The 20135-nt window shown below is 63.7% G+C and carries 19 protein-coding genes and 3 tRNA genes; 7 read left to right on the top strand and 15 right to left on the bottom strand.

Annotated features, from left to right (window positions below):
- The first annotated feature begins 146 nt into the window (after positions 1-146).
- Positions 147-1337, top strand: coding sequence for a phospholipase D-like domain-containing protein (locus tag VSX79_RS07350; RefSeq protein WP_179496773.1), 1191 nt, complete (start codon positions 147-149; stop codon positions 1335-1337).
- Here VSX79_RS07350 and VSX79_RS07345 read toward each other — a convergent pair.
- Positions 1334-1972 (bottom strand): class I SAM-dependent methyltransferase, encoded by a 639-nt coding sequence (locus VSX79_RS07345; RefSeq protein ID WP_179497440.1) that lies wholly within the window; start codon positions 1970-1972, stop codon positions 1334-1336. The genes VSX79_RS07350 and VSX79_RS07345 overlap by 4 nt on opposite strands.
- Before the next feature lie 146 nt (positions 1973-2118).
- On the opposite strand from VSX79_RS07345, the gene VSX79_RS07340 reads away from it, so the two are divergent.
- A complete protein-coding gene (locus VSX79_RS07340) occupies positions 2119-3417 on the top strand; it encodes an MFS transporter (RefSeq protein ID WP_326915031.1) in 1299 nt (432 codons plus the stop codon).
- Here the strand turns inward: VSX79_RS07340 and VSX79_RS07335 are convergent.
- Positions 3414-5735: a CDC48 family AAA ATPase gene (locus VSX79_RS07335; protein ID WP_326915030.1), complete on the bottom strand. Its 2322-nt coding sequence runs from the start codon at positions 5733-5735 to the stop codon at positions 3414-3416. The two genes, VSX79_RS07340 and VSX79_RS07335, sit on opposite strands and share 4 nt — an antisense overlap.
- A gap of 141 nt (positions 5736-5876) precedes the next feature.
- Between VSX79_RS07335 and VSX79_RS07330 the strand changes: the two genes are divergently transcribed.
- On the top strand, positions 5877-6755 hold the full coding sequence (locus VSX79_RS07330; protein ID WP_179496779.1) for a LysR substrate-binding domain-containing protein: 879 nt from the start codon (positions 5877-5879) through the stop codon (positions 6753-6755).
- 29 nt (positions 6756-6784) lie between these two features.
- Here VSX79_RS07330 and VSX79_RS07325 read toward each other — a convergent pair.
- Positions 6785-6859: transfer RNA gene (locus VSX79_RS07325), tRNA-Thr, on the bottom strand.
- Positions 6860-6946: 87 nt separating this feature from the next.
- Between VSX79_RS07325 and VSX79_RS07320 the strand changes: the two genes are divergently transcribed.
- Positions 6947-7108 carry a hypothetical protein gene (locus tag VSX79_RS07320; protein ID WP_326915029.1) on the top strand — a complete coding sequence of 54 codons (162 nt, stop codon included), beginning with the start codon at positions 6947-6949 and terminating at the stop codon, positions 7106-7108.
- On the opposite strand, the gene VSX79_RS07315 is transcribed toward VSX79_RS07320, so the two are convergent.
- Together VSX79_RS07315 and VSX79_RS07310 are read right to left on the bottom strand one after the other, a co-directional pair.
- Positions 7098-7412, bottom strand: coding sequence for a DUF1905 domain-containing protein (locus VSX79_RS07315; protein WP_326915028.1), 315 nt, complete (start codon positions 7410-7412; stop codon positions 7098-7100). The two genes, VSX79_RS07320 and VSX79_RS07315, sit on opposite strands and share 11 nt — an antisense overlap.
- A gap of 5 nt (positions 7413-7417) precedes the next feature.
- Positions 7418-8422: a peptidylprolyl isomerase gene (locus tag VSX79_RS07310; RefSeq protein ID WP_326915027.1), complete on the bottom strand. Its 1005-nt coding sequence runs from the start codon at positions 8420-8422 to the stop codon at positions 7418-7420.
- Between the two features lie 76 nt (positions 8423-8498).
- Between VSX79_RS07310 and VSX79_RS07305 the strand changes: the two genes are divergently transcribed.
- From VSX79_RS07305 to VSX79_RS07295, 3 genes are all read left to right on the top strand, one after another.
- Positions 8499-8589: transfer RNA gene (locus tag VSX79_RS07305), tRNA-Ser, on the top strand.
- 386 nt (positions 8590-8975) lie between these two features.
- Complete coding sequence (locus VSX79_RS07300; protein WP_179496787.1) at positions 8976-9719, top strand: Crp/Fnr family transcriptional regulator; 744 nt, start codon at positions 8976-8978, stop codon at positions 9717-9719.
- A 25-nt stretch (positions 9720-9744) separates the two neighbouring features.
- Positions 9745-9993, top strand: coding sequence for a DUF6894 family protein (locus tag VSX79_RS07295; RefSeq protein WP_326915026.1), 249 nt, complete (start codon positions 9745-9747; stop codon positions 9991-9993).
- Here the strand turns inward: VSX79_RS07295 and VSX79_RS07290 are convergent, their stop codons facing one another.
- The 10 genes from VSX79_RS07290 to VSX79_RS07245 all read right to left on the bottom strand — a co-directional run bounded on the left by VSX79_RS07290 (position 9994) and on the right by VSX79_RS07245 (position 19883).
- Positions 9994-10491 (bottom strand): CinA family protein, encoded by a 498-nt coding sequence (locus tag VSX79_RS07290; protein WP_326915025.1) that lies wholly within the window; start codon positions 10489-10491, stop codon positions 9994-9996.
- Between the two features lie 2 nt (positions 10492-10493).
- On the bottom strand, positions 10494-10988 hold the full coding sequence (locus VSX79_RS07285; RefSeq protein WP_326915024.1) for a hemerythrin domain-containing protein: 495 nt from the start codon (positions 10986-10988) through the stop codon (positions 10494-10496).
- Positions 10989-11122: 134 nt separating this feature from the next.
- Complete coding sequence (locus VSX79_RS07280; protein ID WP_326915023.1) at positions 11123-11986, bottom strand: Crp/Fnr family transcriptional regulator; 864 nt, start codon at positions 11984-11986, stop codon at positions 11123-11125.
- A 131-nt stretch (positions 11987-12117) separates the two neighbouring features.
- A complete protein-coding gene (locus VSX79_RS07275) occupies positions 12118-12387 on the bottom strand; it encodes a hypothetical protein (RefSeq protein WP_179496806.1) in 270 nt (89 codons plus the stop codon).
- A gap of 317 nt (positions 12388-12704) precedes the next feature.
- Positions 12705-12781, bottom strand: a tRNA-Arg gene (locus tag VSX79_RS07270).
- A 44-nt stretch (positions 12782-12825) separates the two neighbouring features.
- Positions 12826-13353 carry a DUF1254 domain-containing protein gene (locus VSX79_RS07265; RefSeq protein WP_326915022.1) on the bottom strand — a complete coding sequence of 176 codons (528 nt, stop codon included), beginning with the start codon at positions 13351-13353 and terminating at the stop codon, positions 12826-12828.
- Between the two features lies 1 nt (position 13354).
- Positions 13355-13930, bottom strand: coding sequence for a DUF1214 domain-containing protein (locus tag VSX79_RS07260; RefSeq protein ID WP_326915021.1), 576 nt, complete (start codon positions 13928-13930; stop codon positions 13355-13357).
- Positions 13931-13950: 20 nt separating this feature from the next.
- The gene (gene ppdK / locus VSX79_RS07255; RefSeq protein WP_326915020.1) at positions 13951-16611 is read right to left on the bottom strand and encodes a pyruvate, phosphate dikinase; all 2661 of its coding nucleotides are present in this window, start codon (positions 16609-16611) and stop codon (positions 13951-13953) included.
- A gap of 102 nt (positions 16612-16713) precedes the next feature.
- A complete protein-coding gene (gene glyS, locus VSX79_RS07250) occupies positions 16714-19005 on the bottom strand; it encodes a glycine--tRNA ligase subunit beta (protein WP_326915019.1) in 2292 nt (763 codons plus the stop codon).
- Positions 19002-19883 carry a glycine--tRNA ligase subunit alpha gene (locus VSX79_RS07245; RefSeq protein WP_326915233.1) on the bottom strand — a complete coding sequence of 294 codons (882 nt, stop codon included), beginning with the start codon at positions 19881-19883 and terminating at the stop codon, positions 19002-19004. Before VSX79_RS07245 ends, glyS begins: the two co-directional genes overlap by 4 nt.
- Between the last annotated feature and the right edge of the window lie 252 nt (positions 19884-20135).

Here is a 20135-nt window from a genome sequence, read left to right as displayed (position 1 = left end):
AAAAGTTAAAAAATATGGGGCGGATCCGCCGCGGACCGGCATGGCGTGACAGGCTGGAGCGGTTATCCCGTCACCGTTCTCCATTTCAAACGACTTCGCCGCCGACGCACTTGCGGCCGTCGCGGCCGCCCGCCTATGAACGGTCAATGAGTGACGCCTGTCCCCCCGCCGACCTGCATCAAAGTCTGTCGGCGGATGTCGCGGGCCACCGCATCGAACTGCTCTTCGACGGCAGCGACCGGTTGGCTCGCCTGCTCGACCTGATAAACGGCGCCGCGCACAGCGTCGATATCATCATGTATATTTTCGAGGGCGATGGTGCCGGCCAACGCATAGTCGATGCATTGCTGCTGGCGGCGAAGCGCGGCGTCCGCGTGCGCGCCGTTATCGACAGTTTCGGTTCGGGCGATACGCCCGACAGCCTGTTCGCCCCGCTGCGCGAGGCGGGCGGCAGCGTCACCTTTTTCTCGCGCCGCTGGCGGTCGACCTATCTGATCCGCAATCACCAGAAGCTGATCCTGATCGACGACTATATCGCGGTCACCGGTGGATTTAACATCGCCGACGACTATCTGAGCCCGCCCCGCAGCGACTGCTGGTTCGACATCGGAATGATCGTAAAGGGTCCGACTGTCGCCAACGCCGCGCGGTGGTTTGCCGAGATTCACGACTATACCGTCCACGACGACGGCAAGGTGCTGACTCTGCGGCGGCTGATCCGCGAATGGCCTGCCGATGGAGAGGCCGTCTCATGGCTCGTAGGAGGGCCAACGCAGCGCCTTTCGCCCTGGGCGCGCGCGGTACGCGCCGATCTGGAGGGCGCGCGGCAACTCGACATGGCGATGGCCTATTTTTCCCCCGGCCAAGGCATGCTGCGCCGACTTGGCCGCGTCGCACAGCGCGGGCGCGCGCGTTTCGTAATGGCCGGCAAGTCGGACAATCCGGCGACGATCGGCGCGTCTCGGCTGCTCTACGGCTATCTGCTGCGAAAGACCGCCGACGTCTGGGAATATCGGCCGTGCCGGCTGCACATGAAACTGATCGTCATTGACGATGTCGTCTATATCGGATCGGCGAATTTCGACGTTCGAAGCCTGTTCGTGAACGTCGAGGTGATGGTGCGGATCGCCGACGCGGGTTTCGCCGGAAAGATGCGCAATTTCCTCGCCGCGCTGCGGCCCGATTGCGAGATTATCACGCCGCAATCGCACAAGGCACGCGCCAGCTGGTTGACCCGGCTGCGCTGGACGCTCGCATGGTTCGTGGTCGGCGTTGTCGACTATACGGTGTCGCGGAAACTCAATTTCGGGCTCGGCGACCCCGACCCGGACGTTTAATCCTTCCAGCCCCAAAAGAGGAAGCAGGGCGGGACATTCACCCATTCGAACGCGTTGTCGATGCGTTGGAAATGCGCCGCGAGGAAGTCGCGCGCGCGCGCGCGGAACTGATAAACCAGAAAGGCGCCGCCGGGGCGAAGCACGCGATGTGTCGCGGCGGCGATCGCCGGACCGACGCCCTCCGGCAACGTCGAGAATGGCAGGCCCGAGAGGACGTAATCGGCCTGCTCGAACCCGTGCGCGCGAATGATCGCCTCGACATCGGCGGCCGAGCCATGAACCGCGATAAAGCGGCTATCGCGAATATCCTTGCTCAGATAGTCGATGAAATCCTCGTTGGTGTCGATCGCGATCAGCGTCGCGTCGCCCGCCATCCGTTCAAGGACGGGGCGGCAGAAGGTGCCGACGCCCGGGCCGTATTCGACGAAGAGTTTCGTGTTCTTCCAGTCCACCGGCTTCAGCATATGGCGGATCAGCGTCGGCGACGACGGCACGATCGATCCCACCATGACCGGATGCTTGATGAAGCCGCGCACGAACATGCCCCACGGCCCGAAAAAGCGCTTGAGGCCCACGCGCAGCCGGCGGGCCAGCGGGGCTTTCGTTTGTTGGGCCTGCGCCCGCGGATTGGTCATGATGGCTTTCGGGTTGTTGCGGTTGATCAAATGCGTGGCAAAATCGTGACGGTCGCGCAAGGAAAGAGTCTGTCTTGACTCTGGACAGACAGGCGCGCGCGTGTAGGGAAAGGCGGCGTTACCGACTGCAAACGAAGGGGGCGGACATGGCGACAAAATCGCGTTCCATCCCTCCGGATCGCATGGCGGTGCTGTTCGCGGTGATGCTCGTCGCCGCGGCAGGCAACACCGCGATGCAGTCGATCCTGCCGGCGATCGGGACCACGCTCCATATCCCCGACGTCTGGGTCAGCCTCGCCTTCAGCTGGTCGGCGCTGCTGTGGGTGCTCACAGCGCCGCATTGGGCGCGCCAATCGGACAAGCGCGGACGCAAGGCGTTGATGGCGCTTGGGGTGGTCGGCTTCCTTTCCTCGATGGCGCTCTGCGGCCTTGTCCTTTGGGCAGGGCTCAAGGGCCTGATCGGCGCCGGGGTCACCTTCATCGTCTTTGCTCTATTCCGCAGCCTATATGGTGGACTGGGCTCCGCCGCCCCGCCCGCCGTGCAAGCTTATGTCGCCTCGCGTACCGACCCCGACGAGCGAACCCAGGCACTCTCGCTCGTCTCGTCGTCCTTCGGACTCGGCACCGTGATCGGGCCGGCGATCGCGCCTTATTTCATTCTCCCCGTCGTCGGCTTGGCCGGACCGATGCTCGTTTTCGCGCTCATTGGCCTGCTCGTTCTGCTCATGCTGCGCTGGCGCTTGCCGAATGACACGCCGCGCTTCGCGGCGCGCGGTGCGATCGCGCCCTACCCCTTGTCGGCGGGGCCTTCGGAACCCACTGGCGAGGAGGAGAACGAGCCCGACGCACCGCCCCAAGAGCGACTTGGGTGGCGCGATTCACGCGTGCGCCCCTGGTTGGTCGCGGGCTTTCTGGGGGGACAGGCCCAGGCGATGATGCTCGGCGTCATCGGATTCCTCATTCTCGACCGCCTGCACCTGCGCGCAGAACCCGATACCGCCGCCAGGCTGACCGGAACGGTCCTGATGGCTGGCGCCTTCGCTACCTTGCTCGCGCAATGGGGGTTGATCCCGCTGTTCAAGCTGACCCCGCGTCCGACGGTATTGTGGGGCTCAGCGCTCGCCATATGCGGCATATTGATGACGGGCCTTGCCGAGGATTTGCACGGGATCGTGATCGGCTTCGCACTCGGATCGCTCGGCTTTGGCCTGTTTCGTCCCGGATTTACCGCGGGCGCTTCGCTATCTGTGCCGCGTCGCGATCAGGGAAGCGTCGCGGGCATGACCGCGTCGATAAACGGATCTGCCTACATCGTCTCGCCAGCGATCGGCGTGCTGCTCTACAACTGGCACCCGATGGTCGCTTACGGCCTGATGGCAGGTTTTTGCGGATGGCTGGTCCTGTGGGGCTGGAAAGCGCTCCGTCAGGACCAGCCAACCTCCTAGTCCTTTACATCGTCATGTTTGCGCTCGCGAACGGGCTTCAGCATGCCGGGCGCGAAGAAGCCGATCGGATCGACGCTCATCGCGGCCTGCTTGATCTCGCCTTGGATCTTTTCATAATCCTTCTCCATCGCCTCGGTCACCGAAGCGCGGGTGTCCTTCAGCGCGGCCTCGAAATCCTCCATCGTCACCGTGTCGCTGTCGAGCGAGCGCTTGAGCGCCGCCAGCCCGGCGCGGCGCGTCAGGTCTTCGAGGTCGGCACCGGTAAAGCGATCCGACCGTTCGGCGAGCGCTGCCAGATCGACATCCTTCGCCAGCGGCATCTTGCCCGTCTGGATTTCGAGGATGCGGCGGCGCCCTTCCCTGTCGGGGACCGACACATAGATCAGCTCGTCGAGCCGTCCCGGACGCAACAAAGCCGGATCGATCAGGTTCGGACGGTTGGTCGCGCCGATGACGACGACCGACTGCATCTCCTCGATCCCGTCCATTTCGGCCAGGATCGTGTTGACGACGCGCTCGGTCACCTGCGGTTCGCCTGACGTTCCGCTGCCGCGCGCGGGCACCAGGCTGTCGAGTTCGTCGATGAAGATGATCGTGGGCGCGACAGCGCGGGCGCGTTGGAAAAGGCGCGCAATCTGCTGCTCGCTCTCGCCATACCATTTCGACAAGAGGTCCGAGGATTTTATCGAGATGAAATTGGCGTCGGACTCGCGCGCGGCCGCCTTCGCGAGCAACGTCTTGCCGGTTCCGGGCGGACCATAGAGCAGAAAGCCTTTGGCCGGACGAATTCCAAGGCGCCGGAACGCAGCGGGGTTTTTCAGCGGCAGTTCGATCCCTTCGATCAGCTTGTCGCGCGCAGCGTCGAGCCCGCCGATGTCGCTCCAGCGCGTCTTGGGAGCCTGCACCATCACTTCGCGCATCGCCGAGGGCTGGACGCGCTTCAGCGCATTGTTGAAATCCTCGCGCGTGACGCGCAATTCCTCGAGCACCTCGGGCGGAATCGTCCCTTCCTCAAGATTAAGCTTGGGCATGATCCGCCGAACCGCTTCGATCGCCGCTTCGCGGGTCAGCGCCGCCATATCGGCCCCGACGAAACCGAAGGTCGTGCGCGACAGTTCGTCGAGATCGACATTTTCGCCAAGCGGCATACCGCGCGTGTGAATGCCCAATATCTCGCGGCGCCCCTTCTCGTCGGGGACGCCGATCACGATTTCGCGGTCGAAGCGGCCGGGACGGCGCAGCGCCTCGTCAATTGCATCGGGGCGGTTGGTCGCGGCGATCACGACCAGGTTCGTTCGCGGTTCAAGCCCGTCCATCAGCGTCAGAAGCTGCGCCACTAGCCGCTTTTCCGCCTCGCCCTGCACCTGTCCGCGCTTCGGCGCGATCGAATCGATCTCGTCGATGAACAGGATCGACGGCGCGGATTTCGCCGCCTGCTCGAAGATGTCGCGCAGCCGCTTTTCGGATTCGCCATAGGCGGACCCCATGATTTCCGGCCCGTTGATCAGGAAGAATTGTGCCTCGCTCTCGTTGGCGACCGCGCGCGCGAGCCGCGTCTTGCCGGTTCCCGGCGGCCCGTGCAGCAGCACCCCACGCGGCGGATCGACGCCAAGGCGGCGGAACAGTTCGGGATAGCGCAGCGGCAGTTCGACCATCTCGCGCAGCTGGTCGATCGTCTCCCCAAGGCCCCCGAGATCATCATAGGTGACGTCGGTGCGGCGCGCGTCCTGCGGCTCCTGATATTCGGGGAGCAGCTCGATTTCGGTATTCTCGTCGATGAAGACAACGCCCTTGGGGCTCGCCGACACGACGAGCAGCCGCACCTCGGCCAGCGCATAGGCCGGCGCGTTGAGCATCTGGCGAAGCTGCGGCGGCATGTCGCCCGACGGCAGTCGCTGCTGACCCGCGGTCGCGACCGTATCGCCCGCGACGACCGGGCGGCCGAAGAAGCTGCGTTTCAGCGCGTTGGCCGAGCCTTGAAGCCGCAGATTTTCTTGCGCGGGTGCGAATACCACGCGGGTCGCGGGGCGCGTCTCGGCGCGGCTCAGAACCACCATGTCGCCCGCCCCTGCCCCGGCATTGGCGCGCTGCAGGCCGTCGAGCCGGATAACCTCGAGCCCCTCATCCTCGGCATAGGGCGCGACGACGCGCGAGGCCGTCTGCCGCTTGCCGTTGATCTCGATGATATCGCCTTCGGTCACGCCGAGTTCGGCCATGGCAGAGCGCGGGATTCGGGCGATGCCGCCGCCGCTTTCCTCGGCACGCGAATTCGCCACCTGCAGTTTCACCTGTTTTTCTTTCACCGCCGCTTCGGCCAATGCGCGTCTCCCTCAAAAGGTCAGAATGCGAAACATAGGTTGTCGTTCCCGATTTGCGACCCCGCATCCCCGTCAAATCTATGACGCACTGCACAAAATTCTGGCATGTCCGCCACGCCCATGTCATCATCGCCAACCGTTATGCCACGCCTCCCCCCTCTCAGCAGCATGGAAGCCTTTCTTGAGGTCGCGCGCCATGGCACGGTCAAGGCGGCCGCGCTCGAACTCGGCCTGTCGATGCCCGCCCTGTCGCGGCGGATCCAGACGCTCGAACATGCGGTGGGGCGTCCGCTGTTCAACAGGCACCACCACGGGCTCAGCCTGACCGAGACCGGGCGCGCTTTGCACGAGCACTTATCGCCGATTCTCGATGAACTTCGCGCGGTGATCGGCCAGGCGGGCAGCCCCGACGCGTCGCTCCGCCTCCATCTCAACGTGCTGCCGCTGTTCGCGCAGCAGCGGCTGTTCCCGCGTCTGCCCGACCTGCGGCGACAACATCCCGAACTGCATATCGATATCGACACGATGTCGCATGGCGAAGCGCGCCTTGGCGAAGGTATTGACGCGGCGATCGCCCTCGCCCGCTCGATCGATCCGATGCTCTATGCCGCGCGCCTCGATCAGGACAAGGTCTTCCCGATTGCGTCGCGGACGCTGACCGACGGCAACCGCGCGATTACGGTGCCCGAGCAGATGCAGCGGATGACGGTATTGCTTCACCGCGAAATGCCCGAAACCTTCTCCGAATGGAAGAAGGCGATCGGCATGCCCTATCTGGAGCCGGCCGGGATCGACTATTTCGATTCGGGCCCGCTGATGCTGGAGGCGGCGGCTCAGGGGATCGGTGTCGCCTTCATGCACGGCCATCATTTCGACGATGCGCACGACCCGCGGCTAGTCCGCCTGTTCGACTTCGACGTCGACAGCCCGTACAGCTATTGGTTCGTCTGCCGCCCGCGCGCTCTGCGCCAGCCGGCGGTGAAGCTGTTCCACGACTGGTTGCTGGCCGCCAGGATTTGACACGCCAATCGTCTCGAAGTGAGGGGAAATGGTGCTGCTGGACAGGATTGAACTGTCGACCTCGTCATTACCAATGACGCGCTCTACCACTGAGCTACAGCAGCAACCGGGATGCCCGCCAACGCATGTTCGCTGGGCAGGCGCGGCCTATGGCGGGGCGCCCCTCGCCTGTCAAGATGCGAGGCTTGACGATGCGGCGATTTCGCGGGCATGGCCTCGGCGTGAGCAAGACGCCCTCCCCCGCTGATCTCGAACGCGAACGCCGCCTCGCCGAAGCGTTGCGCGCCAATCTGCGCAAGCGCAAGGCGCAAGCCCGCGACGCGAAGGCCGAAATGCCGCCGCCTAAAGACTGACCGCCACGGTTACCTCATCGCCTTCGGCCAGGCCCTCCGCTTTGCGGACCGCGGCCTTGACCGGCAGCAGCCAGCCGCCACTCTCCTTGTGCGGGAACACCGAAGTCCGCCACCGGGTGCCGCCGATTCTCGCCTCGACGCGCGCCGAGCCGAATCCCTTTCGTCCGTCCATCCACTGGCCGGTCATTGCCGCCATGCGAATCCTGTCGGCTTCGTCGCCCGCGATCGTCACAAAGAACCAGGCGGCAGGCGCCGTCGCCGATTGCCAGCGCCAGAGCGGCGTCGTGACCGTGAAGTCCTCCACCACCCCTATTTCGCTGCGACCGGACGAACGGGAACCGGGATATTGCAGATATCGGCACCGCCTGCGGGCTGGATGAAGAAGGGATCGCGCCGGTTCGCGCGCGCATCGGCATAGCGTGCAAAACTGTCGCTTTCGGTCGACAGAAATTCGAACCGCGGCTGCTCTGCGGCCGGCAATTCGCTCGCGATGCGGATCGAGACGATCGGCGTGCGCTCGGCCTCGGTTCCATAAAAGCCAAGCGCCTCCGTCCCGCGCGGCAGGCTTGAAAGATGCTCAATCCCGCTGATGACCCGCCCGACGACGGCGATATTGCGATCAAGATGGCGCGGCGCATGGCCGATGACAGCGTAGAGTTCGGCGCCGCTGCCGGTATCGGGTGACATATTCCGTCCGACCCCGACGGCGCCGTAACAATGGATGGGCCACAATCCCGTACTGCCCGCTATCGGCCAACCGTGCGCAAAGCCTTGAAAGTCCGCATAAGGGTCAACTTTTACCCGCATATCTGGTGCATAGATCTTGGGGGGAGCCGACCGTCGCTGCTGCCTGATCAGTTCCTCGATGCGCACCTTGTTGTCGTGCATCGTCTCGATAATCGACATAAGCCGGGCATTATCCCGAACCTGATATTCGGGCTCGGGGACGGCTGCCAATCCTTGGGGCAACGCCTTCTTCTCGGTCGCATCGCCCCATTGCACGACATAATTGTCCTGCACCCGGTTGATGCTCGTCCCGTCCCACCAATGCGCGGAGGCGAGTTTGCGCATATTGCCGATCCAGCCTTGACTGAACGGCGCGGGCATCAGCTGGATGACGATGCGTCGCGGCTTGCCCCCCGCATCGGGCACGAGTTCAATCACCAACAGGTCGGATGGCGCGATCGCAATCCAGTCGCTCACCGGCGCCGCCTCGGCGATTTCTCCGGGCGACGGGATCGGCGACGACTCCAAAGCGCTGACGGGGAGGATGAGCGACGCGGCTGCGGTTGCCGCCAGCAACAGATGTTTCATGCCCGATGTCTGCCACGCCCAATCGGCTTGCGAAAGCCCCGCCAAGCGATTAGGGCGCCCCTTCCAGAGCAAATGCGGAGCGGTGGCCGAGTGGTCGAAGGCGCTCGCCTGGAAAGTGAGTATACGTCAAAAGCGTATCGAGGGTTCGAATCCCTCCCGCTCCGCCACCTCGCTTCAACATTCCGAACTTCGGTGAAGCGCGACGGAAGCTCGGGCGCTGCCTTTTCATGCCGGCCTATAATCCATGTTGCAGGCGAAGCGGCGGGAATGGGCTAATAGATGCTGCACTGACACCGGCCTAGCGACCCTGGACGGTGATGGGCATCCTCTTGCGTAGCCATATCCAAGAGGATTGAAGGGCCCTGCCGCGACGCAGGGCCCTTCTTGCTTTCCGGGCTTCCCGATCGCTAACCCGCCCGATCGGAACCTCGGACAGCGTTTACGGCAGCCGGTCCGCAACCCTCAGCGACTTTGTGACGTTCGGCAAGGTAAGGCGGGAAGGCACCGGCATTTCCGGCGCCATCGGCCGCCGGGAGAAATGGAAAGCAGAGGGATGAACACGAAATCCGAACAGCCGGGGCTGGACATTTTCCTGCGCAAGCTGCTCAGCCACAGCCCGCTTCCGGCGGAGGACCAGGCAGCCATCGCGGCGCTACCCCACAGCGTACGCCACCTCGAGCCCAACAGCTATATCCTGCGCGAAGGCGAACGATCGGGCGTATGCCCGATATTGTGCGCCGGCTTCGCTTATCGGCAGAAATCCACGCAAGAGGGCGGTCGACAGATCGTGGCGCTCAAGATTCCGGGCGACGCCCTCGATTTCCAGTCGCTGTACGTACGAACGATCGATCACAACCTTCAGGCGCTCACCACCGTCGATCTTGTCATCGTCGCGCTGTCCGATTTCGAAAAGTTGATTGCGAACCGCCCTGCGATTGCCCGTGCGATCATCGTCGATATATTGATCGAAGCATCGATCGGCCGCGAATGGCTATTGAATCTCGGCCGCCGGAACGCGCTATCGCGGCTCGCCCATCTTCTTTGCGAACTTCATTACCGCCTTCTCGATACGAAGAGCGACGGACTCGACGCACGCGATGTCCCGATGACGCAGGAACAATTGGCCGATCTTCTGGGCCTGACGCCCGTGCATATCAATCGCACCTTGAAAGAGCTCGAGCGCCGCGGCGCGGTTGCCCGCCACGGGCGCGGCGTTCGCCTTGGCGCGATTGCGACCCTGCGTTCGCTTGCCGACTTTTCCGACACCTATCTCCACCGCAGCAATCTGGCCGATTGAGAGCATCTCATTGGAGTGCGATGACATGACGCGCTATTACTTCCATACCAGCGACGGGTCGCGAGAGTATGACGACGTCGGCGTCGAACTGGCCGACGACGACGCCGCGCGGCGGGAGGCGGTGCGCTACATTGGCAGCCTGCTGCAGGATGAGCCCGACATCATCGAGAACGAGCATGGTTTGCGGGTCAATGTCGTTGACGAGGCGGGACGCGTAAAATTTGCGATCGCAGTCACCGCGCTCGACCCGCGATGGGATACCGCCGAAGAATAATCAGGCTTTTCGCGCCCTCACGGCTTCGGCAATCAATGCAAGTGCGGCGGCGACCGAATGCTCGAGCACGGCTTCGCGCCCGACCTCTCCGAAATGACATTCCTGTTCCCAAAGGCCCTCGCAACGGTCTGCGCAGGCGAGGAACACCAACCCGACCTCCTCATCCTTTTCCTGCGGTCCGCAAAACCCGGTAGCGGCGATAGAGATGTCGGCCATGCTATGTCGAAGCGCACCGCGCGCCATCGCCACCGCGACCGCGGCGGATACGCCTTCGTTTCTTTCGGCCAGGGCACGCTCGACCCCCAGTTGCTCGCATTTCGCGTCGGTGGAATAGGCAACGAAGCCACGCTCCAGACGGGGTCCGAGCGCGGCGTCGCCTGCAAACACGGCGGCGATCCTGCCCCCGGTGCAACTTTCGGCGGTCACGAAGCGATCGGATCGATCAGAAAGACGACGAGCAAGCTTTGCCTTCCGCCGTTCGATCTCGACACGCGGCATCGCTACATTGTGACCAGTTCGGCAGGGGGCAGCCCAGCGGTTTCCGCCTGCCGCTTCAACTCGTCCTTGCGCGCCAGCAATCGCTCGCCGAGCGCTTCGAGGTCGACATCGGCCGCACGCGCCTGCTGGAACATATTGTCGTGCTGCTTTTCTTCCTCCTTTACGTGATGTTTGATCTCTTCCGACAGCACCGTGACCTTGGCTTCGAAATATTCATCGTCGGGTCCCGACGCCAAAATATCGTTTATCAGAAGCTTCGCGCCATCGTGCTCGACATACGCCTCCTTCAACAGATCGTCGTCGATTTTGCCTTTCAGCGCCGGGTAGAAGACCTCTTCCTCGACTTGCGCGTGGATCTTCAGCTCGGTGCAAATTTTTTCGGCGATTTTCGCCTTCCTTTCCGTGCTGCTCGCCTTTTCGAATTCTTCGAACAGCGCTTCGACGGCCCGGTGATCGGCCGCCAGAATATGGGTAACGTCCTTGTCGGTCGGTTGCATTGCAGTCTCCATTCTTGCCCCCGCACCGGCTCAGCGAAAACCGGGCCGTGCCGCAAAAACGCAGCCCGACCTCCAAAGTTCGACGCCTTCTGCAATTCTTGCGGCACGCGCCGACCCGGCGCGTATCGCTCTCGTCAGACGGCCGGCGAAATCGTTCCGTCATTCGGGCGATCCAGCGGGCGATCCAGCTTGTAGGCCTCGGGCGAAAACAGCATCCGCACCCGTTCGATCAGCGCCGACGCTTCACCCAGATGGAGGTAGGTCGCATTGAACGACGCCAATGCCGCCAGCTGAGCGAAATCGGGTATTTCCAGACGCATATTGCGGATTTCCACCGCACAGCGGAGGCGCAATTGCTGGACGATACGGTTCACATGGACCTGCGTCAGACCCATGGCCTCCGCCATCTGTCCTTGGGTCAGCAAAAAGTCGCAGGCCCCGCCGGCAGTGGACGGGACGTCGCGCTGGCGGACATAGATTTCGCAAAGAAGCTGCGCCACGCGCTCCAGCGCATTCCGTTGGCCGATGTTTATGGTCCATTCGCGCTGGACCGCCGTACCGACGATCGCGGCCCAGCATAGCGCCGGTGCCAGATTCGGACATTTCTCGAAAAGCCGTTGCGCTTCCCCACGGCTGATTTCCGCAACCGTCAGGCGCCGCACCGCGGCTAGCGAATGATCGGTGCGCGCGACGGTGAAGAGATCAAGGTCGCAGAGTTCGCCCGGCAGGACGACCCCCAGTATTTGCCTCCGGCCATCGGGCATCTGCTTATATTTCTGCGCCCAGCCAGCCAATATCACCCGGAGTGCGCCGGGCTTTTCGCCTTCGCGGGCGAGATCCGCACCCTTCATATAATCGCGCGCGTTGCGCGCCAGGCTGGCTTCCCAGACCAACCGCTCCCGCGAGGTCAGCAGCCCGTTCACGATTTCACCCAGCCCCATGCGTCCCCCTTGAATTAGGGGGATCAGATGCGCGTTGCGCGCCGCGCCGACATTCACCCATGTTAAGTTGCCGCAAGACTGATGATCGCGCGCGGGGCGGGCATTAACCTATGTTGATGATAGCGGCCGATCTCGCGTCCGACAGAGGCCGGTCTCGCTGAAGCCGCCGGGGCCCGCAGGGGCCGCGGCTACCGCAGTTCGACCCGAATACTGTCGTTATTTGGCATTACATGCCCCGGTCCGGGGACATCGTCGTTCGACGGAAGCAGCTTCCAGACATTATCGGCCGTTTTGGTCATACGCGCCAAAAGCGCCTCGCCTTCCCAAAGTTCGACATGGACGCCGTCGATCTCGTTGCGTGCCACCTGAAAGGCATGGTCGGGACTTTCCGCCTGGAATTCGACGCGACGCGGCGCATTCGACTGATCATCAAGCATCATCATATGAAAAGAACGCATGGCTTGCTCCAAGACCGTCGGGAGCAAGCGCGACCAGGCTCTCGGTATCATCTGATCGGCTGACCCCTTCCAACGGAAAGGCGATAAAGGCTAATGCCGGAACCACGAAAAGCCGAAAAATGTGGAACCGCAGCCGTGAAGCGACGATAGCATCGAACGCTAACCCGCCCTACGCAATTCGTCGTAACATAGATCAACTTTTGGCAGTTTTCGGCCGTTTCTTCATCGACACCCGACCGATTGCTACCAAGGCAGCGAAGCACCAATCGTCGAAAAATGCCCTTCCGCTCTACCACATGACAACGACGAGGAAGGAATGGCGCACCCGGAGCGATTCGAACGCCCGACCCTCAGATTCGTAGTCTGATGCTCTATCCAGCTGAGCTACGGGTGCGTGGAGAGGCGCCTTTAAGGGCCCGTGCGCGGGGGCGCAACCCCCTATTTCGGATTTGTGACCGGCGTGCAGGAAGATTGGCGCCGCGCTGCGCCCAGCGCCCCGATTTCCGAGGGATCCTTGAGCAGCAGGCGGATCAGCGCGATGCCGCGATCGTGGTTCGTGCGCACGATTTCGGAGCCCGCCGAGACAGCCTGACCTTCGCGCGCGACGATGATTCGATAGGGCTTGCCGCGCGCCTCGACATCGTTGCGGACGAAAATGACGTCGGTCGCGGCATCGAAGATGCTGAGCGAGCTGTAGCGCCCCGCCACCGGCGCGACGTCGATCGCGATCGGGCCGGCGGACAGATCATAGGGGCAGCTCGAATAGGCGAGATCGGGGCTTGGCCGCACGACCGGCTGCCGCTCGGGCGCGGCGAGGTTGCCGTGCGACATCTGGTTGACTCCGCCCTGCCCCAACCGGTCGATCGCGATATTCATCAGCCCATAGGGAATAGCGAGAATCGCGGCATAGCCGGTCGCGGCGGCGCCGATCAGGCCAAGGACGAGCGGGCCGAGCCAGCGGCGCATCTCAGCACCCCTCCTTCACGAGGCGCGGCAGCGCGGCCTTGGCCGGATCGGCGCGGAACGCCGCGCCGGGGTTGTACATCCGCAAGGTCAACTGGAAGGGCTGCCCCTTGATCCCCGGTAGCCATGCGGCGTCTCCGGGCTTTTCGGGCGAAATGGTGACGCGCCATTCCCCTTTGTCATCGAGCGGGACATTGGCGCCGTTCACCGACCAGACGCGTGCCGGATTGTCGACCAGATAGCCCCTGTCGTCATAAACGGTGACGCTCCACCACCGCGCATCGAGCGGTTTGCCCGACAGGCTGTAGCGGCAATGGCCGTTGAGCGGCTCGCCGGCAGCATCGCTCCTTGCCATCCAGTAGACGGTTTCCTTCGCGGGCAGCGCGAGCAGCCCCGATCGCGCGACCATTGCGCGCGTCAGCGGATCGGTCGCCTTGGTGCCGTAACCGAGCGACGTCGTCCACGGGCCGTTCCGGATCGCACCATCGCCGAGCCCGCCGCCCGAGAGCGCCCAGGCGCCGCCGAGCCCCACCGCCAGTCCGCCCACCAAGGTGATCGCATAGCGGTGCCAGCTCTTCATGCGCCCTATCCCCTCTGCGCTTACCCCTTTTTCAGGGCCGCCTGTGCTGCCGCCAGACGTGCGATGGGCACACGGTAGGGCGAGGCGCTGACATAGTCGAGGCCGGTCTTTTCGCAGAAATGGATACTCGGCGCGTCGCCGCCATGCTCGCCGCAGATGCCCAGCTTAACCTCAGGACGCGTCTTGCGGCCGCGGTCAGCGGCGATCTCGATCAACTGGCCGACGCCTTCGACATCGAGGCTGACGAACGGGTCGGTCAGGAAGATGCCCTTGTCCACATATTGCGTCAAGAAGCGTCCCGCATCGTCACGGCTGATGCCGATCGTCGTCTGGGTCAGGTCGTTGGTGCCGAACGAGAAAAACTCGGCGCTTTCGGCAATCTCGCCCGCCATCAGCGCGGCGCGCGGCAGTTCGATCATCGTGCCGACCAGATAGGCGATCTCGCGCCCCTTTTCGGCGAACACCGCCTTCGCCTGCGCATCGACGACCGCCTTCATCAGGTCGAACTCGCGGCGCGTCGCGACGAGCGGGATCATCACTTCGGGGATCGGCGCCGCGCCGGTTTCGGCGGCGACGTCGCACGCCGCCTCGAAGATCGCACGCGCCTGCATCTCGTAGATTTCGGGATAGGTAACGCCGAGGCGGCAGCCGCGATGGCCCAGCATCGGGTTGAACTCGTGTAGCTCGTTGGCGCGCGCCTTCAGCGCCTCGATCCCCACCCCCGCGGCCGCGGCGACGTCGGCGAAATCCTCCTCGCGCGTCGGCAGGAACTCGTGGAGTGGCGGGTCGAGCAAGCGGATCGTGACCGGCAGCCCTGCCATCACCCCGAAGATCGCGGCAAAGTCGCCGCGCTGTTCGGGGAGCAGCTTGGCGAGCGCGGCACGGCGGCCATCCTCGCTGTCGGCAAGGATCATCTCGCGCACAGCAGTGATACGCGCCGCATCGAAGAACATATGCTCGGTGCGGCACAGCCCGATGCCCTCGGCGCCGAAATCGCGCGCGACCTGTGCGTCCTGCGGCGTCTCGGCGTTGGTGCGCACCTTCATCCGGCGCACCTTGTCGGCCCATGCCATCAAGGTGCCGAAATCGCCGACCAATTCGGGGAGCAGGGTCGGAACCTCGCCCGCCATCACTTCGCCGGTGGAGCCGTCGAGCGTCAATATGTCGCCCTCGCGAAGCTCGCGCCCGCCGACGCGCAGCACGCGCGCCGCGCCGTCGATCGACAGCCCGCCCGCGCCCGAGACGCAGGGGCGGCCCATGCCGCGCGCGACAACCGCCGCATGTGACGTCATGCCGCCGCGCGCGGTCAGGATGCCTTTTGCGGCGTGCATGCCGTGGATATCCTCAGGCGACGTTTCGACGCGGACGAGGATCACCGCCTCACCCATCGCCGCGGCCTTTTCGGCGCTGTCGGCGTCGAACATGATCTTGCCCGACGCGGCACCGGGACTCGCGGGAAGCCCCTTGGTCAGAACGTCGCGCGGCGCTTTCGGATCGAGCGTGGGGTGAAGCAACTGGTCGAGCGCGCCCGGATCGACGCGGCCCACGGCCTCCTCTTCCGAAATCAGCCCTTCGGCCGCCATGTCGACGGCGATCTTCAGCGCCGCCTTCGCGGTGCGCTTGCCCGAACGGGTTTGCAGCATCCAGAGCGTCCCGCGTTCGACCGTGAACTCGATGTCCTGCATGTCGCGATAATGCGTCTCGAGCGTGTCGAAGACGCGGCCCAGCTCCTCGAACGTCTCGGGCATCGCCTCTTCCATCGACGCCGGCTTGGCGCCTGCCTTTTCGCGTGCGATCTTGGTGAGATATTGCGGCGTGCGGATGCCCGCGACGACGTCTTCGCCCTGCGCATTGATCAGCCATTCGCCGTACCAGGCGCGCTCGCCGGTCGCGGGGTCGCGCGTGAACGCCACGCCCGTCGCCGACGTGTCGCCCATATTGCCAAACACCATCGCCTGCACATTGACCGCGGTGCCCCATTCGGCGGGGATCGAATTCAGGCGGCGATAGACTTTCGCGCGATCGCTTTCCCAGCTTGCGAACACGGCGCCGACCGCGCCCCACAGCTGGTCGTTCGGCTCCTGCGGGAACGGGGCGCCGGTTTCGCGTTCGACGATCGCTTGATATTCCTTGACCAGCGCTTGCCAATCTTCAGCCGACATCTCTGTGTCGAGATAAAAGCCCTTGTCTTCCTTGGCGATTTCCAGCGCTTCCTCGAACTCGGCATGGTCGAGGCCCATGACAACGTCGGCGTACATCTGGACAAAGCGGCGATAGCTGTCCCACGCAAAGCGCGGGTCGCCCGACGCTTCGGACAGGCCAATGACGGTCTTGTCATTGAGCCCGAGGTTGAGGACGGTGTCCATCATCCCCGGCATCGACACGCGCGCGCCCGAACGCACCGAAACGAGCAGCGGGTCGGCAGGGTCGCCGAACTTCTTGCCGGTGATGCCTTCGATATGCGCGATTCCGGCGGCGACCTCTTCGATCAGGCCGGCGGGATATTGCTCGCCATTGGCATAATAAGCGGTGCAGACGTCGGTGGTGATCGTAAAACCCGGGGGCACCGGCAGGCCGATCGAGGCCATTTCGGCGAGGTTCGACCCCTTGCCGCCCAGCAATTCCTTCGAACGCTCGGCCGTGGTCGCGTCGCCGCCGAACAAATGCACCATCGTCGTCATATGTAGCTCCTGCTGCCCCGGGGAGGAGGTTGCGGCTGGATAGGTATGCAATCGCGCTTCGTCGATTCAGTTTTGCTTCGTTCGTTCAAAGGGGCCGTAGGGTCAGCCCTCGATCTTCGAGAAATCGGCGACGCCATGCACCGCGCCGGTAAAGCGCGCGAGCAGGCCGAGGCGATAGGCGCGGACCGTTTCGTCGGGGTGGTTGACCATCACGCCGTCGAAGAAGGCGTCGATCGGGGCGCGGAGGCTGGCGAGCGCGGCCATCGCGTCAGTGAAGTGCTCTTGGGCGACCGCGGCGGAAGCCGCAGGTTCGGCGGCATCGAGGGCGGCAAGGAGAGCAGCTTCGGCGGGATCCAATTCCCCCCTCCCGCTTGCGGGAGGGGTCGGGGGAGGGCCTGTTTCAGCGGAAGCGGGATCAGACATGCCCTCCCCTAGCCCCTCCCGCAAGCGGGAGGGGGACGTCTCGCCCGCCTGTTTCAGAATATTCGCCGCGCGCTTGTAGCCCGCAAGCAGGTTGGTGCCGTCGTTGGTGGACATAAACGCCTGCAACGCCTTCACGCGCGCAAGCAGACGAACAAGATCATCCTCGCCGCCGAGCGCGAACACCGAGTCGATCAGATCGTGCCGGACGCCCGCTTCGCGCTGCTGGACCTTAAGGCGGTCAAATAGGAACGCGATAATCTCCACCAATGTCGCAGCATTTTCGCGATCTCGCTGAATTACTGGAACAGGCGCGTCTGGATCGGAAGGCGCCTCTCTTTTCGGAAACGCGGCCTCAATCAAAGCAGCAGCGTCTTTAGGATCGGCGAGGTGGTGAAAAACGCCAGTTATGCTGTCGAGCTTCTCTCGATCTTCCGACTTATACATCTGCTCCAGTGTGCCGAACATACACTTCATAACAACATTGACCAAACGCAGCCTTAACCCGTTGACCAAGACGATTGCCGAAATGGCGATCCCTGCACGTCGTAGAGCAAACGGATCCTTGGAGCCCGTGGGTCGTTCCCGAATGAGAAAGAAGGATGTCAGCGTATCCAGCTTGTCCGCCAGCGCCACAGCCACCGTAACCGGCGCGGTGGGTACATCATCGCCCTGCCCGACCGGCTTGTAATGGTCGCGGATCGCGTCGGCGACGGCATCGGGCAGACCTTCGGCGCGGGCGTAATAGCCGCCCATCAGGCCCTGTAGTTCGGGGAACTCACCGACCATTTCGGTGACGAGGTCGGCCTTCGCGAGCTCGGCCGCCTGCCGCGCGAGCGCGGGGTCGCAGTTGGGGACAATGCCCTCGCTTGCCAGCCATTCGGCGAGCTTCGCGACGCGCTCGACCTTGTCGGCGACGGTGCCGAGCTTTTCGTGGAAGGTGATGCGATCCAGCTTCTTGGCGTGAGCTTCCAGCTTGGTCTTGCGATCCTGTTCCCAGAAGAAGCGCGCGTCGGACAATCGCGCCGCGAGCACCTTGCGGTTGCCCGCGACGATCTCCGCGCCGCCGTCCCTCGCATCGATATTCGCGGTGCAGACGAAGCCGTTCGCCAGCTTGCCGCTCGCATCGTTCACGACGAAATATTTCTGGTTCACGCGCGCAGTGAGCTGAATGACCTCGGGCGGCACCTCCAGAAATGCTTCGTCGAAGCGGCCGAGCAGCGGCACCGGCCATTCGGTGAGGCCGGCATTCTCGATCACCAGTCCCTCGTCCTCGACGAGCGCCAGCCCGGCGTCGTCAGCGGCCTTCGCGGCGCCGTCGCGGATGATCGACTGGCGCTCCTCATGGTCGACGATGACGTGGCAGGCGCGCAGCTTTTCGGCATAGTCCGACGCTGAACCGATCGTAATCTCGCCCGGGCAATGGAAACGGTGGCCGCGTGTCGCGAAACCGGCGGAAATCCCGCTAACTTCACACGCAACGAGCTCCTCGCCGAAGATCGCGACGATGCCCGACAGCGGACGCACCCAGCGCAGGCTTTCGCTGCTCGCGCTGTCCTTGCCCCAGCGCATCGACTTGGGCCAGGCGAAAGCGCGGACGATCGCGGGGATCGCCTCGGCGAGCACCTCGGCGGTCGCGCGGCCGGGCTTGTCGATCACGGCGAAATAGACGCCGTCGCGGTCTTCGAGCTGGTCCTGCGTCAGCCCGGTCTTGCGCAGGAAGCCTTCGAGTGCCTGCGGCGGCGCGCTGCTGCGCGGGCCTTTCAGTTCTTCGCTGACCGCGGCGGTCGCTACGGGAAGGCCCTTGGCGATCAGTGCGAGGCGGCGCGGGGTCGACCAGATGGTGAGGTCGCCGGTCTCGATGCCCGCGGCAGCCATCTGAGCGCGGAACAACTTGTCGAGCTCGGTGCGCGCGCCGGCCTGCATCCGCGCCGGGATTTCCTCGCTGCGCAGTTCGAGAAGAAAATCGGTCACAGCGTCCACCCCGGATATTTAGCGGTCCAGCGTTCGGACTGGCTGTCGATCCACGCCTTGCAGCTGCCTTTTGCGAGGTCGCGGACGCGCGCCATATAGTTGGCGCGTTCCTGCACGCTGATCACGCCGCGCGCCTGGAGCAGGTTGAAGAGGTGGCTCGCCTCGATTGCCTGGTCATAAGCGGCCAAGGGCACATTCGCTTCGATCGCGCGCTGGCATTCGGCCTCGGCGGCCTTGAAGCCCGCGAAGAGAGTATCGGTGTCGGCAACCTCGAAATTCCATTTCGAGAACTGCTTTTCATTCTCGAGAAACACGTCGCCATAGCTGACCGCCGCAACATCGCCGACCGCGTCGGAGAAGCGCAGGTCGTACACATTGTCGACGTTCTGGATATACATGGCGAGGCGTTCGAGGCCGTAGGTCAGCTCGCCCGCGACGGGCTTGCAGTCGAAACCGCCCATCTGCTGAAAATAAGTGAACTGGGTGACTTCCATCCCGTCGCACCAGACTTCCCAGCCCAGCCCCCACGCGCCAAGCGTCGGCGATTCCCAGTCGTCCTCGACGAAGCGGATGTCGTGGAGAAGCGGATCGATGCCGATCGCGGCGAGGCTGCCGAGATATTGTTCCTGCAGGTCGGCGGGCGACGGCTTCAATATCACCTGATACTGGTAATAATGCTGGAGCCGGTTGGGGTTCTCGCCATAGCGGCCGTCGGTCGGGCGGCGGCTCGGCTGGACATAGGCAACGTTCCACGGCTCGGGGCCAAGGCTGCGCAGCGTCGTCGCGGGGTGGAAGGTTCCCGCCCCGACGCGCATGTCATAGGGCTGGAGAATCGCGCAGCCACGCGCGCTCCAATAGGCATGCAGCGTCAGGATCATGTCCTGAAAGCTGAGTGGTGTCTTGTCCGCCCCGTCGGCCACGGCCGGTATCCCTTCGCAGGTGCAAAAATCGCCGCCGCATTGGCCCAGCGGCGGCGCACGGTCAAGGCTCCGCGCCGTTCGCCACATCGCGAAAAAGCGCGCGCCAGTCAGGTCTACAAAACTTTTTGTAAGGTCTTGTTGACATAGTCAGCGAATCACGACATATAGTCATGGACACCTGACATACAGACAGGTGAACATGACCCATAT

It is taken from the genome of Sphingopyxis chilensis, from assembly GCF_035930445.1.
In the GTDB taxonomy this organism is placed as follows: Bacteria; Pseudomonadota; Alphaproteobacteria; order Sphingomonadales; family Sphingomonadaceae; genus Sphingopyxis; species Sphingopyxis chilensis.
This window is presented reverse-complemented; position numbering and strand designations above follow the sequence as displayed.

Excerpts from the sequence above, each read along its gene's own strand:
- VSX79_RS07350 (WP_179496773.1), top strand. The coding sequence starts at position 147 with ATGAGTGACGCCTGTCCCCCCGCCGACCTGCATCAAAGTCTGTCGGCG.
- VSX79_RS07345 (WP_179497440.1), bottom strand. The coding sequence starts at position 1,972 with ATGACCAATCCGCGGGCGCAGGCCCAACAAACGAAAGCCCCGCTGGCC.
- VSX79_RS07340 (WP_326915031.1), top strand. The coding sequence starts at position 2,119 with ATGGCGACAAAATCGCGTTCCATCCCTCCGGATCGCATGGCGGTGCTG.
- VSX79_RS07330 (WP_179496779.1), top strand. The coding sequence starts at position 5,877 with ATGCCACGCCTCCCCCCTCTCAGCAGCATGGAAGCCTTTCTTGAGGTC.
- VSX79_RS07320 (WP_326915029.1), top strand. The coding sequence starts at position 6,947 with ATGCGGCGATTTCGCGGGCATGGCCTCGGCGTGAGCAAGACGCCCTCC.
- VSX79_RS07310 (WP_326915027.1), bottom strand. The coding sequence starts at position 8,422 with ATGAAACATCTGTTGCTGGCGGCAACCGCAGCCGCGTCGCTCATCCTC.
- VSX79_RS07300 (WP_179496787.1), top strand. The coding sequence starts at position 8,976 with ATGAACACGAAATCCGAACAGCCGGGGCTGGACATTTTCCTGCGCAAG.
- VSX79_RS07295 (WP_326915026.1), top strand. The coding sequence starts at position 9,745 with ATGACGCGCTATTACTTCCATACCAGCGACGGGTCGCGAGAGTATGAC.
- VSX79_RS07290 (WP_326915025.1), bottom strand. The coding sequence starts at position 10,491 with ATGCCGCGTGTCGAGATCGAACGGCGGAAGGCAAAGCTTGCTCGTCGT.
- VSX79_RS07285 (WP_326915024.1), bottom strand. The coding sequence starts at position 10,988 with ATGCAACCGACCGACAAGGACGTTACCCATATTCTGGCGGCCGATCAC.
- VSX79_RS07275 (WP_179496806.1), bottom strand. The coding sequence starts at position 12,387 with ATGCGTTCTTTTCATATGATGATGCTTGATGATCAGTCGAATGCGCCG.
- VSX79_RS07265 (WP_326915022.1), bottom strand. The coding sequence starts at position 13,353 with ATGCGCCGCTGGCTCGGCCCGCTCGTCCTTGGCCTGATCGGCGCCGCC.
- VSX79_RS07260 (WP_326915021.1), bottom strand. The coding sequence starts at position 13,930 with ATGAAGAGCTGGCACCGCTATGCGATCACCTTGGTGGGCGGACTGGCG.
- ppdK (WP_326915020.1), bottom strand. The coding sequence starts at position 16,611 with ATGACGACGATGGTGCATTTGTTCGGCGGCGACGCGACCACGGCCGAG.
- VSX79_RS07245 (WP_326915233.1), bottom strand. The coding sequence starts at position 19,883 with ATGATCCTGACGCTGCATGCCTATTGGAGCGCGCGTGGCTGCGCGATT.